The sequence below is a fragment of the Micromonospora sp. NPDC050397 genome, assembly GCF_044901685.1.
Taxonomy (GTDB): domain Bacteria; phylum Actinomycetota; class Actinomycetes; order Mycobacteriales; family Micromonosporaceae; genus Micromonospora_G.
Genome location: NZ_JBJDPS010000001.1, coordinates 1 through 16,398 on the forward strand (window position 1 = coordinate 1; position 16,398 = coordinate 16,398).

A 16,398-nucleotide genomic window follows, 5' to 3' on the forward strand; every position below is an offset into this window, starting at 1 on the left:
CGGCGACGATCGGTGGCCAGTAGAAGTCGAGCGAGGGCACGACCATGCCGATGGTGAAGCGGACGGGGACCCGTCGGGGCTGGTGGAGGGTGTTGCTGTGGGTGTTGTTGTGCGACGGCAGTGTCGCGCCGCCGTGGACCCTGGACACGAGGCCACGCTCGGCCAGGGCGACGATGTCACGGCGGATCGTCAACTCACTGACCCCGAGGTCACGGGCGAGGTCACGGACCCGTACCGCGCCGTGTCCGCGAAGTTCCGCGAGCAGCCGCTCCTGCCGCTGCGCGCTGAACAACCGATCTGTCCGCACGGAACGCACACTCCTAACGAGCGAGCCAGCCCCCGTCCACGGCCAGGACCGCACCGTGCACGTACCGGGCGGCGTCAGAACCGAGAAAGACCACCACACCCATCAGGTCCCCGGGCGTGCCCCAACGACCGGCCGGAATCCGCTCCCGGATCACCTGTTCCCGCTCTGGATCAGCACGCAGCGCCGCGGTGTTGTCGGTAGCGATGTACCCAGGAGCGATCGCGTTGACGTTGACCCCCTCACCCGCCCACTCGTTGGCCAGGGCACGGGTAAGGCCGACGACGGCGTGTTTGGCGGCGGTGTACGACGGCACGCGGATACCGCCCTGGTAGGAGAGCATCGAAGCGACGTTGATGATCTTCCCGTGACCCTGCCCGAGCATGATCCGCCCAGCCGCCTGGCACAGGTGGAACACCGCGTCGAGGTCCACCCGCAACACCGCGTCCCAGTCTTCGGCCGAGTGTGCGACGGCGGCGGCGCGGCGGATGATGCCGGCGTTGTTCACCAGGATGTCGAGGCGGCCGAGTCCGGCGACGGCCGCCTCGACGGCGTCAGCCAGTTCGTCCGGGCCGGCGGTGGACAGATCGACCGGTATGGCCAGCGCCCGCCGGCCCAGCTTCTCGACCACGGCGATCGTTTCGGCGGGGTCGGTGCGGCTTAGCAGGGCGACGTCCGCGCCGGCCTGGGCCAGGGCGGTCGCGATCGCTTGGCCGATGCCGCGGTTACCGCCGGTGACGAGAGCGACCCGGCCGTCGAGGCGGAAGGTGTCCAGGACCATCGCTAGAGGCCGACGCTGCGCAGGGTCGGGACGGTCTGGCCGACCCAGGCGAGGTCGGCGTCCTCGCGGGCGCCCTGAGTGCGTTGGGTGCCGGCGAGGAACCACAGGAAGTAGGTGGTGTAGCCGGGCGCGCTGACCACGGTGTGGTAGCCCTCGGGCATCATCTGCATCACGTGGTCGCGGATGGTGACGTTTTCTTCGTACCCCTCGTCGGTGTAGACCCGGCTGATGCCGAACCCGTTCGACGGGTTGACGCGGTAGTAGTACATCTCTTCGTGTGCGGCTTCGGCGGGCAGGTTGTCGACCTTGTGCCGGTGGGGTGGGTAGGTGCTCCAGTTACCGGAGGGGGTGTAGGTCTCGCCCACGATCAGCCGGTGGGCGGGCAGGTCCGGTTGGGAGATCTCGGTGAGGATCTGGTGGTACTCGCGGCCGAAGTTGGCCGCTCCCCAGCGGCCGCTGGCCACCCGTGCCGGGGGGATGACGTACGGATCGGTGGCCAGGTCGCTGGGAGCGCTGGGCAGCGCGATCGACACGGCGGTGAGCGCCTCGATGCTGACGGTGGCACCGGCCGGGATGTACACCGAGTGCGGCTTGCCGGAGAACACGTCCGCGCGTCCACCGACCTCGGCGAAGCGGTGCCCCGCGACGGTGAAGCTCGCCGTACCGCCCAGGACGACCGCGAGGATCTCCCGGTCACCGGACTCCCCGGTCCAGGTCTGGCCCGCCGGAAGGTTCAGAAGTGTGAAGTCCAGCAGGTGGCACGGGTTGAAGGGCAGCTTGTTCTGGCCGTCGCCGGCCGGGATGCGGCAGTGGTACCGGTAGTCCATGATCGCCTCTCGCGTGGTGGTGTGGAACGGGCTTGGTCGGGCTTACCAGGGGTTGGTCCAGCCGGGAGTGGTGGCGCGGGTGAGGGCTTCCAGGTAGAAGTAGTCGCCCCACAGGTTGCCCTCGTCGACGCCGACGCCCTTGGGCTTGTCGTAGACGCCGTGCAGGATCAGAGAGTTCGAGACCAGGTGGCCGGCCGTGGAGTAGTTGTCGATGAGCGAGCGCAGGATCAGGGTGGCGGCCTCGCGGTAGCGGTCGGCACGCGCCGGGTCGGTGAGGTTGTCGGCCAGCTCGACCAGGCCGCAGGCGGCGATGGCCGCGGCCGAGCTGTCCCGCTCCTGATCTTTGCGGTCGGCGAATGCCAGGTCCCAGTACGCGACGTGGTCGTCGGGCAGGTGGGCCAGGAAGTAGTCGGCGCAGGTCTGCGCCGCCACGAGCAGAGACGCGTCGCCGGTGTACCGGTAGTTGATGCCGAACCCGTAGATGCCCCAGGCCTGCCCGCGGGCCCAGCAGGAGTCGTCCGCGTGGCCCTGTTCGGTCTCGCCGCGAAGCGGGGCACCGGTGGCCGGGTCCCAGTAGAAGGTGTGGAAGGTGGTGCCGTCCGGGCGCAGGATGTGCTGGCGCAGTTGGGCGGTGTGCCGGCGGGCCGCGGCGGCGTAGCGGTCGTCGCCGGTGGTCGCGCTGGCCCAGAAGAGCAACGGGGTGTTCATGAGACTGTCGATGATGGTGCGGCCACGTTGGCGGGGATCGTTGAGGTCGCCCCAGGCCTGGATGATGCCGGCCGGTTCGAGCACACGGGTCATCAGGTGGTCCGCGGCGGCCAGGGCCGCCTCCTCTGCCCGCCGGTCGCCGAAGCGGCGCGCCGGGGTGACGCAGGACAGGGTGTAGAGGAAGCCGAGGTCGTGGGTGTCCAGGTCGATGCCGTACGCCACCCGGTCGGCGAAGCTGTTGACATGCGACAGCGCCGCCCGCAGGTGGCGTTCGCCGCCGGTGAGGTCGTGGGCGAGCCAGAGCATCCCGGGCCAGAAGCTGGTGGTCCAGCCGACATTGGCACCCTCTGGCTGACCGGCGGCCGGTGGTCGCAGCGGGTAGTGGTTGGCGGCGGTGGTATCCGCGGGGTACCGGTCGCCGAAGGTGTCGATGTTCGCATCGACGGTACGTAACGCGGCGGCCACCGCGGCCGCCATCGCTTCGGCGTCAGGGCTGGGACGGACGTCGGTCGCCGTCATGGATGCTGTTCTCCCTCGTGTGTCCCGGGGTTCGCCCGGCGATCTGTCATCGGCGTCCCGGCTCAGCCGCCGGGACGTCGTGGTGGATCCGTTCAGGTGGTTTGCGGCGCGGTCGTCGGCGGGTCGAGCGCGGCGCGCAGGCTGAACCGGCTGTTGGCCCAGACCACGTACAGCAGTGGCGCGGCCGCCAAGCCGAGCGCGATCGCGGGGCGGGCCAGGAACAGTTGAGCGAGCAGCGCGAGCACCAGCAGCGACGCGGCGGTGAGGTACCAGCGGCGCACCGCCAGGTACGCGCAGGCGCGGGCCACGTCGCGTAGCGGCGCGGTGGGTCGCTCGGCGATGGTCACCAGTCCGAGCAGGGCGGTGGCGACGGTGAGGAGGGTCAGCGTGGCCAGCACCGGCAGGGTGAGCGCTCCGGCCCGGTGGCCCCAGGCGGCGCGGGCGTCGACGGCGAGCACGACCAGGGCGGCCATGGCTGCCGCCGTCCAGAGCATCGCGGGCCGGGCGCTGGCCCGCCAGGCGTGGCCGAATGTGCGCAGTATGCCGCCGGGGTCGCCGGCGGAGTAGGCGGACATGACCGCGAAGACTCCGCAGAGCGCGGGCGCGCAGAGCGGCGCGGCCAGCGCGTACAGCGGCCAGGACCGCGTGGCGTCGGTGGTGAACGCGAGCAGCATCAGCGGCAGGCAGCCGACGACCAGCAGGATGTTGCTGATGAGCGCGAGGTATACCCCGTCGAACATGGTGTTGATGGTGGTGTGGCGCAGGCGCGCGGTGTTCATCGTCAACCCTTCAGTCCGGAGGTGGCGATGCCTTCGACGAAGTGGCGTTGGCCGAGCAGGAAGATGACCGCGACCGGGAGCACGGAGAGCACGGAGCCGGTCATGATCAGCGCGTACTCGGCGTTGTACTCGGAGATGAAGGTGTTCAGCCCCAGCTGGATCGTGCGTAGTTCGGGGCTTCGTAGGTAGATCAGCGGGCCGAGGTAGTCGTTCCAGGTGGTGACGAAGGTGAGCAGGGTCAGGCTGGCCAGCGCGGGACGGGACAGAGGCAGCATGATCCGGCGGTAGATGCCGAACTCCGTCAACCCGTCGACCCGCGCCGACTCGCTCAGCTCCTCCGGGATGGTCTCGTAGAACTGCTTCATCAGGAACACACCGAAAGCGCCGAATGCCTGAAGTGCGACGATCGACCACAGCGTGTTCGAGAGCTGGAGCTTCGACATGAGGATGAACTGCGGGATCATGTACGACTGCCAGGGCACCGCGATCGTCGCGACGTAGGCCAGGAAGAGCGCGTTGCGGCCGGGAAAGCGGACCCGGGCGAAACCGTAGGCGGCGAAGCTGCCGGTGAACACCTGCAGGAAGGTGACGGCCACCGACAGCAGCAGCGTGTTCCACAGCCACGTCGCCATCTCGGAGCGCTGCCAGATGTCGAGGTAGTTGCGCCACACCACCGGGTCGGGGAGCCACGTGATCGGGATGGTGAAGACGTCGTTGTTGGTCTTCAACGACGCCACGACCATCCAGTAGAACGGCAGCAGCAGCCCGGCCGCCGCGAGTACGAGGGCGACGTACCCGACGATCCGCCAACCCCGGGACGCGACACGTCGGGCGGACGGCCCGCTCTTGCCGGGCACGGTGATGGCCGGGGCGGGCGCGGAGAGGTCGGTCGCGGTCATCAGCTGTTCCTCCGCTTGTTGACCATGAACTGGATGACCGTGATGCCGAAGCAGATGGCGAACAGGACGATGGAGACCGCCGAGGCGTAGCCGAACTGGTTCTCCTCGAAGCCCTTCTGGTAGATGTACTGCGAGAGCACCAGTGTGGACTGACCGGGGCCGCCGTCGGTCATCACGAGAATGAGGTCGAAGACCTTGAAGCTTTCGATGGTGAGCATCACCGTGACGAAGAAGGTGGTGTGCCGCAGTCCGGGAAGGGTCACGTTCACGAACCGCTGCCAGGGTGTGGCGCCGTCGATCTGGGCGGCCTCGTGGAGCTGGGCGGGAATGGTCTGCAGGCCGGCCAGGAAAAGCAGCATGTAGTAGCCCATGTACCGCCAGGTGCCGACGATGATGACCGCCGGCATGGACCAGTTCGCCGATGTTGTCCAACCCGGCGGGTCGTCCACCCCCACGGCGCTCAGGAACGCGTTGACCGGCCCGTACTCCGGGCTGAACAATTGGTTCCAGACCACGGCGATCGCCACGATCGAGGTGATGTAGGGGAAGAAGGCGACGGTGCGGAAAAAGCGCACGCCGCGCAGCTTGCGGTTGAGCAGCAGCGCCAGCCCGAGGGACGCCGCCAGGGTCAGCGGGATGTGGAAGACGGTGTAGTAGAGGGTGTTGCGCAGCGCGGTCCAGAAGCTCGTGTCGTCCCACATCCGGCGGAAGTTGGCCGTGCCGGTCCACTCGGCCACACCGAAGACGTTCCAGTCGGTGAAGGCCAGGTAGAACAGCACGACGACGGGTACGAGGGTGAGCGCGGCGAAGCCGACGAAGTTGGGCAGGATGAACGACCACCCGGCGATGGTGTTGTGCCACACCAGCCGCTGGTACCTGGGCCGCGTACGCGGCGATGTTGCCATAGGGATTCTCCGGGGGCGATCGGCTCGGAGGCGGGTCCGGCGTGCGGCAGGAGACGCGCCGGACCCGCCACGGGCTCACTGGTTGAGGACCTCGTTCTTGGCGCGGGTCTGCGCCTCGCTCAGCGCTGCCTCGACGCCCTTGCTGTCGGACAGGATCGCGGAGTGTGTTTCGTCGAGCAGGTTCTGCAGGCCCGCGGTGTGCTTCGACACCGGGTTCTCCGGCTTGACGACGTGAGTGGCGTACGTGAACTTCGACAGGTCGTCCTGTGGCACGCCGTCCAACGCGAACAGCGCAGCGGTGGCCGCGTCGGTGATCTGGGCCGGGGTGGTGCCGATCCCGGCCAGCGCCTTTCCGGCATCCTCGCCGGCCACGTATCCGAGGAACGCCTTGGCCGCGGCGACCTTCGACTTGTCGATCTTCGGGTTGATCCCCATCCCGGTCGGGTCGCCGAACGTGACCGGCGTGGCGGAGGTGCCGGTGGTGGACTTGTCGAACTGTGGCGCAGGCGCGATTCCCCACTGGAAGGTGTCGGCGTCACCGCTCTTGCGCTGGTTGAGTAGCGCGGCCATGTACCAGGTGCCCATGAGCAGCATCGCGGACTGCTGTTTGCCGAACTGCGCCTGGTAGGTGAGTTTGTTGGTCTTCGCGGTGCCGAAGGTCGGCTGCGCGCCGGCCGCCTGCAGGTCCAGCGACCGCTCGTAGTACGGCTTCAGGTAGCCGAAGTCACCGGAGAGCAGGTCCGCGTTCGGGGTCTGGGCGAGCGCGAAGCCCTGCACGGTCGACTGGAAGATGTGCTGGTAGCTGCCGGTCGCGTTCGAGCCGGCCGCCTTCAGCCCGGTGGTGACCCGCTTCGCCGCGTCGGCGTAGTCGTCCCAGGTCCAGTTGCCGTCCGGCGCCGGCACGTTCGCCTTCGCGAACAGCTCCTTGTTGTAGAACAGCACCCACGAGTCCTGCCGGTACGGCACGGCGTACGCCTTACCGTCCACCTGGTACGACGCGAGCGCGGGGACCGATCCGAGGTCGGCGGCGACGTCGGAGACGTCGAGCAGCTGACGACCGCTTTGGTACGTGTGGAAGTTCTTGAGGTTCTTCATCACGTAGACGTCCGGGGCGGTGCCGGCGGCCAGGTCTGCGGTCATCTGCGTGTCGTAGTTGGTCGTGTCGTACTCCTTGAGTTCCACCGTCACGTTCGGGTGGGTCGCCTTGAAGCCGTCGGTGAGCGTTTTGAACTCCGGCGTGGAGGACAGACTCCAGGCAGCCAGGGTGATCGTCACAGGGGCGTTGGGGTCGGCTGGCTCGCTGTCGCCGCAACCGGCGAGAACAAGTGTCAGTGCCGTCGCGGCACCGATGACGGCTGGTATCGCACGCTTCATCCCTTTCTCCTTATGTCAGGGGCCCGGGCGGGCCCGCACTGCTACCAGGCCCCTTGGTGGCGGACCTGGCATGCTTCGTGTCCAGGCGGGTCGCGGTGCTGACCCCGTCGGGCCAGTCGACCGCCACGTGGAGGCCACCGGCGTCCTCGTCGGTCACGGCCTGGCACGCCTGCCCGGCCGTGGCCGCGGGTTGCTTGGACAGTTCGGTGAGCGCGGCGATCCATGTGCCCGGCCGGACGGCATAGTCCAGCCAGGGCACCACCAGCTCGCCGGCCAGGGGCCCGCCCTGGACAACGGCGGTGGCGCCGGCCGTTCCGCCGCCCTGGATGCTCTCGATCCAGCTGGTCAGGCCGCCGCCGGTAACGGCCGCCACACTGCCGCCGAAGCCAGCCGTCGCGTCCCCGGCAAGAGCCCAGCCGCCGATCCGCAGCCGCAGCGCGGCCGCCTCGACGCCGTCGGCGAGGCCGTCGACGCGGGTCAGGCGTAGCTCCCAGGGGCCGCGGACCAGCGAGTAGACGGTGAGATGTCCGGCCGGTCGGGCCTGCCCCACCCGCCCGCCGCCGTGATCGCGCTGGCTCGGATCCGGGTGGACCCAGTGGGCGAGGGTGTGTGATCCGGCCACCCCCACGCCGTCGGGGTCGACGCGAGCGGTCAGTAGGCGCATGCCGGCGCGGTGGGTGGCCCGGCCCGCGTCGTCGACCAGAGCGACGGACTGGTCGAGCGGATTGAGCCAGCCGCTCTCGTTGAGAACCGGGCTGGTGGCGGTGGAGTAACCAAGCCGGGCGTAGAGCGGGGAGTCCCCAACGGTCGCGCCTTCGACGGCGTGGTCGGTGCCGTGGTTGACGACGCGTACGATGCCGTCGGCACGGGTGCCGGAGACCAGCCAGCCCGGCGCGCGGATGGCCCGCACCGCGTCCCGCTCTTCGACGGGCAACGGCTCCTCCGGCGTCGCCCACACCGGATGGTCGTCGGGTAGCGCGATGCCGAGCAGGCCCTTACTGGCCCAGTACGGCGAGCCCGGCCCGGAGTACGACTGCGCCAGCCGTCGCCACGGCCCGTGCCAGCCGAGGCTGAGCAGCCCTCGGTCGTCCAGGGCGCCGCGCGTGACGAAGTGGCCCACGACGCGGGTGGCCGCGCGACGCAACTGGCCGAGGCTCACCGAGGGCACACCGGCGATGGCGCCGACCCAGAACGGCGCCGCCGCGGCGAAGCGGTAGACCAGGCTCCGCCCCTGGATCAGCGGTGATCCGTCGGCGCCCACGAGCGCGACCGCGTCGCGCAGGAACCGGTCGAGGCCGGCAACGTCCCGCTCGCGGCGCTCCGCGGCCAGGTCCGCGGCGCCGTCCATCCGGCTCCACAGTGTCGGGTACATGTGCAGGGCCCAGCCCACGTAGTGGTCGTAGGCGCGCTCCGGTCCGTCGGACATCCAGCCGTCCGCGCGGGCGAAGCCGTCGTGCGTGGCCAGATCCTCAGCCATCTCGTCGAGCGAGTGTGGTCCGCCCACCGAGCGCAGGAACGTCTGCACGACCAGCCGGAACCAGACCCAGTTGATGCGCGGGTACGTGTCGTCGCCGACCGCCGGGCGCAGGTAGTCCACCACCCGCTCCCGCACCGGGGACGGCAGCCGGTCCCAGATCCAGGGGCGGGTCATGTCCAGGATCAGCGCGATGGAGGCGGCCTCCACCTTCGCCTGGGGGTGTTCGTCCAGGCGCACCCAACGGTCCGGGGAGCGCGGGTCGGTGCCGGCGGCGATGCCGGCCGTGTACCGGTCGACGAGTTCGTCCACGCCCACTCCGTGCGCACCGGTGATCCGGAAACCGGCCAGCAGAAACGTGCGGGCGAATCCCTCCAAGCCGTCGACGGCGCGGCCGTAACCGCCCTCCGGGCCGGGAAGGGTGACGAGGGCGTGTCCGGGCGAGGCGAACGGCCGGGTGGCGGCGAGTATCCGGTCCGCGAGAGCCAACCAGTCATCTCGGCTCCAGGTGGCGGCGGTGGCGGCGTCCGAGCCCGTCCCCGACGCCATCCGGCCGGTCGCGCCGAGCATCATCCGTGTTCTTGTCGCCTGTCGCATCGATCCATCTCCCTGGGAAGGGGCGAGCGGGGCGTTGCCCATCTATGTGACGTACAGGCAACGGCGAGGTTTCCGAAGTAAAACGCTCACAACCGAGCAAGTCAATGCTGTTCTCAAACCAAGATGAGCACATACGATCAAAAGAGCGCACGTTGCTACCCCGGGTGGCAAAGCTTGTGCCGCTGGCGTCGGTCGTAGGCTCGATCTTGTGGGGCTAACAAGCCAATTCGGGCGGCTGGTCACGCCGGTGGTGGGGTCTGCCTCGGCTACGTCGTGTCTCACCCGTACGGTTTACCGCCATAACCGCTCTGATACGATCACAAGCGTTCACAGTTGCTCTACCGTCCGAGGGGTCATGGCCGTCGCAGACAACTTCGCGGGCCCTCTGGCCGCGGCGTGGCCGGGTGCCAGAAGGCAACTGCTGGCGCGGGTGCTCGCGCCGCCGGACGCCTCGCTGCCGGTGCCGCCGGCGCGGGAGCGTGACGTGTGGGCACGCCCGCACGCCGCCACGATGCGGCAGCTGCGCTCCCGGGCCGAGGGTGATCTCACCGCTCCTTGGCCGCTCCCGTTGGCCCATCAGTACGCCCGGTACTTCCGGGACGGGGACCGCGACGCGTACGAGAAGTTGGTCTTCGCCCGGCAGCGGCGCCTGACCCGGGCTGCCGTGCTCGCCGCCGTCACCCTCGACCCGGCCTGGCTCGACGAGGTGGTCGACGGCGTGACGCTGCTGTGCGAACAGAGCAGCTGGTGCTGGCCCGCCCACGACGACACCCACACCGCGCACGGCGCGGTACTGCCGACCGTGCCCGACCCGTATCTCGACCTCGGCGCGGGGGAGGTCGCCGCGCAACTGACCTGGGTCGACCACCTGCTCGGCGACCCACTCGACGCGTACGTCCCCGGCCTGCGCACCCGGATCCGGTACGAGGTCGACCGGCGCGTGCTCACCCCGTTCGCCCGGCGCCGCGACTGGCACTGGCTCGGCCTCGACGGTGACGTGCACAACTGGAGCGCGTGGATCCACGGCAACGTGCTCGTCGCCGCGCTCTGCCTGGTCGACGACCCGCACCGGCGCGCTGCCCTGGTCGACCTGGTGGTCGAAGGGCTCGACCGATACGTGGCATCGTTGCCCGCCGACGGCGCCATCGACGAGGGCTACGGCTACTGGTGGAACGGCGCGTGTCGGGCGCACGAGGCACTCGACCTGCTCGCCCACGCCACCGGCGGCACGCTCGACGGCATACCGGGCGACGCCCTGCGCCGTACCGTCGCCTTCCCGCACGGGATGCACCTGGGCGGCGACTGGTACCTCAACCACGCCGACGGGTCGGCACGGCCCTCCGGGGGTCAGGCGTGGCACGCCCTGCACCGGGCCGCCCGCCGGGTGGGGAACCGGGACGCGTTGGCGCACGCCGCCGCGCACCGCCGCCCCGACGCACCCGTCGCGGACGAGGAGCAGGGCCTGGGTCGGCTGCTACTGGCGTTGACCGACCCGGCGTGGACCGCCGCCACCCCGGTGTCGCCGCCGCTGCCACGCGACGTGTGGCTGCCCTCCACCCAGGTGCTGCTGGCCCGCCGAGCGGCCGGCAGCTCTGCCGGGCTGACCCTGGCGGCCAAGGGGGGCCACAACGGCGAGCACCACAATCACAACGACGTCGGTGGCGTCGTGGTGGCCCTCAACGGGGTGCCGGTAATCGTCGACGCCGGACGTCCCACCTACACGGCGCAAACCTTCGGACCTGGTCGGTACGACATCTGGACCATGCGCAGTGACTGGCACAGTGTCCCGCACATCCGAAACACCGCACAGGCACCTGGTCGTACCCACGCCGCCCGGCACGCGACCGCGACCGTCACCGCCGACGAAGCCGAGTTGCGTCTGGACATCGCCGGCGCCTATCCGCGCGCGGACGTACGGCACTGGTGGCGCAGCGCCCGGCTCGAGCGCCAGGGTGGACGGGTCGTGATCGTCGACGACTGGGAGTTCGACCCGGACCCCACGTCCCCGCCGACCTACATCCACCTGCTCGTCGCCGGCCAGGTACGGCTCAGCGACGGTCGCGCCGAGGTCACCGCGCTGAACGGCGCCGGCCGGGTCGGGCTCAGCTGGCAACCGGCCTCGGCCCCGTGCGTCGCGACGGTCAGGCGGATCACGGATCCTATGCTCTTCGACGTGTGGGGAGAGCAGCTGATCCGGCTCGCGATCGACGTCACCGCGTTCGGTCCGGTCGGCGAGCTCGTCCTTACCGTGGAGGAGCTTCCGCCGCACGAAGCGTTCCCCGGAGGTGCTCCATGAGCAAGGACAGTCGTGCAGTCGGAACGGCGGAGGCCCGCGGACCGCTTCAGGTCGCCCGCCGCCAGCAACTGCTGGAGGCGCTGCAACGCGACGGGGCGATGCGCATCTCCGACCTGTCCCACGCCCTCGGCGCGGCGCCGGTCACGATCCGACGTGACATCGCCGAACTCGCCGCCGAAGGGCTGGTCCGCCGGGTCCACGGTGGAGTCGCCCTGATCATGCCGGAGGATGTTCCGGCGGTCGACGAGGCGTCCGCCGTGGGCGTGGACCCGCTGGGCGGTCGCACCCTCGGCATGCTCGTACCCTCGCTGGACTACTACTGGCCGGAGGTGGCCCGCGGTGCCGAGGAGGCCGCCCGCGAGCTCGACATGCGGGTGGTGCTGCGAGGCTCGTCCTACGACACCGAGGACGACCAGCCGCAACTGGCCCGGATGGTGGAGCGGATGGGCGTCGACGGGCTGGTCATCGCGCCGCGTATGGACGCGGCGACCGCCGAGCGCACCATCGAGTGGCTCGACCAGGTCGGAGTCCCGGTCGTACTGCTGGAACGCACGGCCACGGTGGGCAGTCATCACGCCGTCATGGAGTCGGTGGTCACCGACCACGCGCTCGGCGCGGCCATGGCGGTGCGCCACCTCGCCTCGCTCGGACACCGCAAGGTCGGACTGGTGCTCGACGCCAACAGCCCCACCAGTCGACACGTGCGGCGCGGCTGGCTCGACGCGATGACCGAGTGCGGGCTGGATCCCGAGGCCACGGCGGTGGCCGTGGTACCCGACGTACGCTCACCGGAGCGAGACGCCGTGCTCGACGGCGTCCTCGACCGGTGCCAGGCCACCGGGACGACCGCGCTGCTGGTACACGCCGACGCGGAAGCGGTCGCCCTGGTGCAGCACTGCGAGGAGCGGCACCTGTCCGTTCCGGGCGATCTCTCTGTGGTGGCGTACGACGACGAGGTCGCCGGGCTCTTCAGCCCGCCGTTGACCGCGGTTCGGCCGCCGCGACGCTCGATCGGCCGGGCCGCCGTGCGCCTCGTCGCCGACCGGCTCGCCGACCCCGACCGCCCCACCCACCGGATCGTCATCAGCCCCTCACTGCGAATCCGGGAGTCGACCGCGCCGCCACCCGCATGACGGGCCGCGGCACCCGTGCCCGCCGTCACGATCCGAACGTTTCCACAACGTCACCGAGGTGGAGGGTGGGACGGGCAGATCAAGTGGGGCTGACCCGGTCCCGTGCGTCGCGGGCGAGCAAGAACCCGGTCCCCGCGGGCGGAGCCCGCCGTAACCCGGACACCGCGAGCTTGTCGTACCGTCCGGCTAGTCTCCCGGGACTATGGATGAGCTTGACTACTACCGGAGGCACAGCAGGTTGACCGACCCAGGATCCCAGCGGCACCTGTTCGGCGCTCTGCCGGCCGACGTCGCCGCGATGGCAACCGTGGTCGGCGGGCTGCTGATCCACCGCGACTGGACCTGGCGGTTCGGGTTCGACCTTCCCGAGCAACGCCGCGACGAGGCGAACACCCGACACGTCGAGGCGATCCTCACCCACCTCGGTGCACTCGACGCGCGCCGTCCGGAGGACCGCTTCGCCGGCACCTGCCGCGACTTCGCCGTACTGCTCTGTGCGATGTTGCGCGAGGCCGGCATCCCGGCCCGAGCCCGCGCCGGCTTCGCCGGCTACTTCACCGACGGCTTTTTCGACGATCACTGGGTGGTCGAGGTCTGGAACGACAAGCACGGCTGGCACCTGATCGACGCCCAGGTCGCCAGCGCGCCCAAGGGCACCTACACCGACGCCGACATCGACCCGCTGGACGTGCCCCGCGACGCGTTCCTGGTCGGCGGCCAGGCCTGGCAGGAGTGCCGAACCGGCGGCCGTGACCTCGACCGCATCGGCACCAGCGCGGCAGGCTTGAGTGGAATGTGGGAGGTCCAAGGCAACGTCGTTCGCGACCTCGCCGCCCTCAACCGCGTCGAGACGCTTCCGTGGGACAACTGGGGCCTCATCCCCGTCCACTACGACCAACTGGGCCCCGCCGACGTCGAACTGCTCGACGATGTCGCGGCGGCCAGCGCGGCGGGCGGCCCTCTGCGGCAGGTCGCCGACGCCTACCGCGGCGACCCGCGCCTGCCCGTCCCGGCCCCGCTCATCGACGGCGCCCGGTCCTGGCAATAGCCTCCAAGTCCAGCGCCTTCCGCGGAGAACGCCTGCTGGACCGACCCGGCCGGAACCCGAACAGCAATCACAGAGAGGGCAGAACGAGCGCCTGTCGGGATCAGGGCAGGCGGGGCAGGATCTTCGCTGGTGCGCGTCGCGACGCCCTCCGCATGGGTCTGCCGGACTGCGGCCTGGCGGTGCCGCGCATGCTGCCGTCGTCCACAAAACCGCACCTGCGCCGGCCCTGGGAGAAACCCGCGCCACCCGAGCGTCTCCCGCCCGCCCGCGTCCGCCGAGGGTTTCGGCACCTCCGCGCGAATGCCACCTGTCCGGCCGGAGCGCCCAAACCTTCCCGGCCAGGACCGGGGCGACCACCCGGCCGCCGCAACAACCACCCCACCCCGCGCTACGACGTCCACACCGCGACCACCACGAACGCCAAGAAACCGGCCGCAAAGAAGCCGAAATCCGTCAATCCCCCTCCACGCCGCACAGGTTAAAGATCAAGCTAACGGGGAACTGGCTCCCGGCGCCATCCGGTGCCCGACGGCCCGAATTGCCACCCACTGACCGGCCTGCAGTCAGTCCGCAGCGGAGTGGGTCTGTTGGCACCGGGCCCGGGCGTGGGCGCCGAGCCCGGCTTCCTGGCGTTGGTCGGACCGGTCGTGTAGGTCCTCCATGAGGTCGCTGTCACGGCAGCCAGATATCCAAAGCGAAACACCGGTGATGCCGGATCGGCATGAACCTCGTGGATTAGGTCTTCGACAGCATGCTCGATTCCTGTGAGGGTCGATTCATGCCCGGCTGGCGCTGTTGGCGGTCGGGCCTCCGGATGACAAGGAGTGACGATGGTTTTTTCGACACGACGTCTGGTGGTCACCGTGACGGCGGTCTCGGTGTTGGTTCCCCTGGCCGCACGGGGCACTGCCGACGCCGCTGAGCAGTTGGCCCGCGCCGGGGAGGTGACCGTCACCGTGTCCGCGGCCGGGGATCGGGACTGGGAGTTCCGGCGGCTGGAGGAGAGGTTCGACGCGCGGTTGGGGATTTACGCGATCGACACCGGTACGGGTCGGAGTGTTGGGTACCGGGCGGAGGTGAGGTTCGCGTACGCCTCGACGTACAAGGCGTTGGCTGCTGCCGAGGTCCTTGACGAGACCACGAACGTCGGGCTGGATCGTGTGGTGCGGTATTCGGCCGATGATCTGGTGACGTATTCGCCGATTACCGAGCAGCACGTCGCTGAGGGGATGACGCTGCGTGCTCTCGCCGATGCCGCCGTGCGGTACAGCGACAACACGGCCGGTAATTTGCTGTTGCGGCATCTCGGTGGTCCGGAGCGGTTCGAGAGGGAGTTGCGGAAGATTGGTGACAAGGTCACCGACGCGGCGCGCTACGAGACTGAGCTCAACGAGGCGACGCCGGGTGACAGGCGGGACACCAGCAGCCCGCGGGCGTTGGCCGGTGATCTGTGGGCGTATGCCGTGGGGGATGCCCTTCAGGCTGGGGACCGTGATGTTCTCAACGGTTGGTTGCGGGGCAACACCACCGGTGGCGCGTTGATCCGCGCTGGTGTCCCGGGCGGGTGGGTCGTCGGTGACAAGACCGGGGCAGCTGGGTACGGCACCCGCAACGACATCGCGGTGATCTGGCCGCCGGATCGCGCGCCGATTGTCCTCGCCGTGCTGTCCAGCCGCGATGAGAAGGACGCCAGCTACGACGACGCCCTGATCGCCCAAGCCACGGAGGCGGTCATCGCCCAGCTGTGACCGGGCAGGTGGCCTGGAGCCCGGCGATGCCGCCCGCAGGCCGGTGGTGCCAACCAGTTTCGTTCTGCGGCCGGATGAGAACTGACTGCGACAGATTTCGGGTGTTGTGTAACTGACCGGCGTCGCCGACGCGAGCCCCGACTTCCATTGGGAGACCAGAGGTGTCCGGTGTTGACCCCTCGGTCGACGTCCGGCAGCCGCCGGGAACGCCCAGACATCGCGGGATGTCCGCATGCAGGACCGGGCTCTGTTTGAGGTCCTCGATGCGCTCGACCTGGCTATTGGACGTAGCGGGCCGCTCGGGCTGGCCGGCGGCAGAGTCGCACGTCGTCATGCTGCGGCGTCGCGGCCACCCGTCAGTGACGCCACGTCACACGGGGCCCGTGACGTGGCGTCACTGACGGGTGGCCGCGAGGGCTGCTGTCATTGAGGTATGTCCGCTACGCCTACCGATCCGAGCCCGAAAGGAACTTTCCCGGTGAACGCGCCAAGGTCCGACGGGCCCCGAGACACACGACGAGTCGCCCAAGCCCTCCTGCCTCGAACAGCCCGACCCCCCTGACGCAGGCGCATTTTCGGCCAGCCGTCGACAGGTCCCGGCCGTTCGGTGCCCACCTGCGCATGAGTTGGTGGAAACCGCTCGTGGTCATCAGTGTGCCGCCGGTGGCGATGGTGGTCCTGCAGATTCTGCTCTACCAGTTCGCACTTGGACACTGCCATCCGCGCCATCGCGGCCTGCTATCCGACCACCAACATGTCGATCGCAGCGAGAACACCAATCCACTCAAGGCTTTACCAGCTGTACCCTTTTGTCGATGAGGTGATTGGCCCCCGGCAACGGTGCGCGAGGCCGTAAGGGGCGTCCCGTGACTCGGTCATGCCGCAGCATCAGTGGCCGGGTCTGCGATTGGGCCAGGGCCCTCGACGCTCTGATCCTCGCCTCCGGCGACGGGATCGCTTTCTAATACTCGCGCGAGTACCGGCTTGTGTGCTGTTGATGATGGCG

The 16,398-nt window shown here is 69.6% G+C and carries 13 protein-coding genes and 1 pseudogene; 5 read left to right on the plus strand and 9 right to left on the minus strand.

The window, feature by feature from the left end; all coding sequences use genetic code 11:
* From ACI2K4_RS00005 to ACI2K4_RS00045, 9 genes are all read right to left on the minus strand, one after another.
* On the minus strand, positions 1–307 hold a 307-nt coding region (locus ACI2K4_RS00005), incomplete at its 3' end, for a DeoR family transcriptional regulator (RefSeq protein ID WP_404507544.1).
* Positions 308–320: 13 nt separating this feature from the next.
* A complete protein-coding gene (kduD, locus tag ACI2K4_RS00010; protein WP_404507546.1) occupies positions 321–1,085 on the minus strand; it encodes a 2-dehydro-3-deoxy-D-gluconate 5-dehydrogenase KduD in 765 nt (254 codons plus the stop codon).
* Between the two features lie 2 nt (positions 1,086–1,087).
* Complete coding sequence (iolB, locus tag ACI2K4_RS00015; RefSeq protein ID WP_404507548.1) at positions 1,088–1,912, minus strand: 5-deoxy-glucuronate isomerase; 825 nt, start codon at positions 1,910–1,912, stop codon at positions 1,088–1,090.
* A gap of 42 nt (positions 1,913–1,954) precedes the next feature.
* Entirely contained in the window at positions 1,955–3,139 is a 1,185-nt protein-coding gene (locus ACI2K4_RS00020; RefSeq protein ID WP_404507550.1) for a glycoside hydrolase family 88 protein, read from the minus strand.
* 92 nt (positions 3,140–3,231) lie between these two features.
* Positions 3,232–3,918 carry a hypothetical protein gene (locus tag ACI2K4_RS00025; protein WP_404507552.1) on the minus strand — a complete coding sequence of 229 codons (687 nt, stop codon included), beginning with the start codon at positions 3,916–3,918 and terminating at the stop codon, positions 3,232–3,234.
* 2 nt (positions 3,919–3,920) lie between these two features.
* Entirely contained in the window at positions 3,921–4,817 is an 897-nt protein-coding gene (locus ACI2K4_RS00030) for a carbohydrate ABC transporter permease (RefSeq protein ID WP_404507553.1), read from the minus strand.
* Positions 4,817–5,722: a carbohydrate ABC transporter permease gene (locus tag ACI2K4_RS00035; RefSeq protein ID WP_404507554.1), complete on the minus strand. Its 906-nt coding sequence runs from the start codon at positions 5,720–5,722 to the stop codon at positions 4,817–4,819. Before ACI2K4_RS00035 ends, ACI2K4_RS00030 begins: the two co-directional genes overlap by 1 nt.
* 75 nt (positions 5,723–5,797) lie before the next feature.
* Positions 5,798–7,096: an ABC transporter substrate-binding protein gene (locus ACI2K4_RS00040; RefSeq protein WP_404507555.1), complete on the minus strand. Its 1,299-nt coding sequence runs from the start codon at positions 7,094–7,096 to the stop codon at positions 5,798–5,800.
* A gap of 10 nt (positions 7,097–7,106) precedes the next feature.
* The gene (locus ACI2K4_RS00045; RefSeq protein ID WP_404507556.1) at positions 7,107–9,167 is read right to left on the minus strand and encodes a DUF2264 domain-containing protein; all 2,061 of its coding nucleotides are present in this window, start codon (positions 9,165–9,167) and stop codon (positions 7,107–7,109) included.
* A 355-nt stretch (positions 9,168–9,522) separates the two neighbouring features.
* On the opposite strand from ACI2K4_RS00045, the gene ACI2K4_RS00050 reads away from it, so the two are divergent.
* The 5 genes and pseudogenes from ACI2K4_RS00050 (at position 9,523) to bla (ending at position 15,392) form a co-directional block, all read left to right on the plus strand.
* The gene (locus ACI2K4_RS00050; RefSeq protein ID WP_404507557.1) at positions 9,523–11,463 is read left to right on the plus strand and encodes a heparinase II/III family protein; all 1,941 of its coding nucleotides are present in this window, start codon (positions 9,523–9,525) and stop codon (positions 11,461–11,463) included.
* Positions 11,460–12,596, plus strand: coding sequence for a substrate-binding domain-containing protein (locus ACI2K4_RS00055; RefSeq protein WP_404507558.1), 1,137 nt, complete (start codon positions 11,460–11,462; stop codon positions 12,594–12,596). The genes ACI2K4_RS00050 and ACI2K4_RS00055 overlap by 4 nt, the downstream gene beginning before the upstream one ends.
* Before the next feature lie 202 nt (positions 12,597–12,798).
* Entirely contained in the window at positions 12,799–13,644 is an 846-nt protein-coding gene (locus ACI2K4_RS00060) for a transglutaminase-like domain-containing protein (protein ID WP_404507559.1), read from the plus strand.
* Between the two features lie 215 nt (positions 13,645–13,859).
* Positions 13,860–14,126: pseudogene (locus tag ACI2K4_RS00065) on the plus strand (transposase); the annotation flags it as partial.
* 348 nt (positions 14,127–14,474) lie between these two features.
* Positions 14,475–15,392 (plus strand): class A beta-lactamase, encoded by a 918-nt coding sequence (bla, locus tag ACI2K4_RS00070; RefSeq protein WP_404507560.1) that lies wholly within the window; start codon positions 14,475–14,477, stop codon positions 15,390–15,392.
* The last annotated feature ends 1,006 nt before the right edge of the window (positions 15,393–16,398 follow it).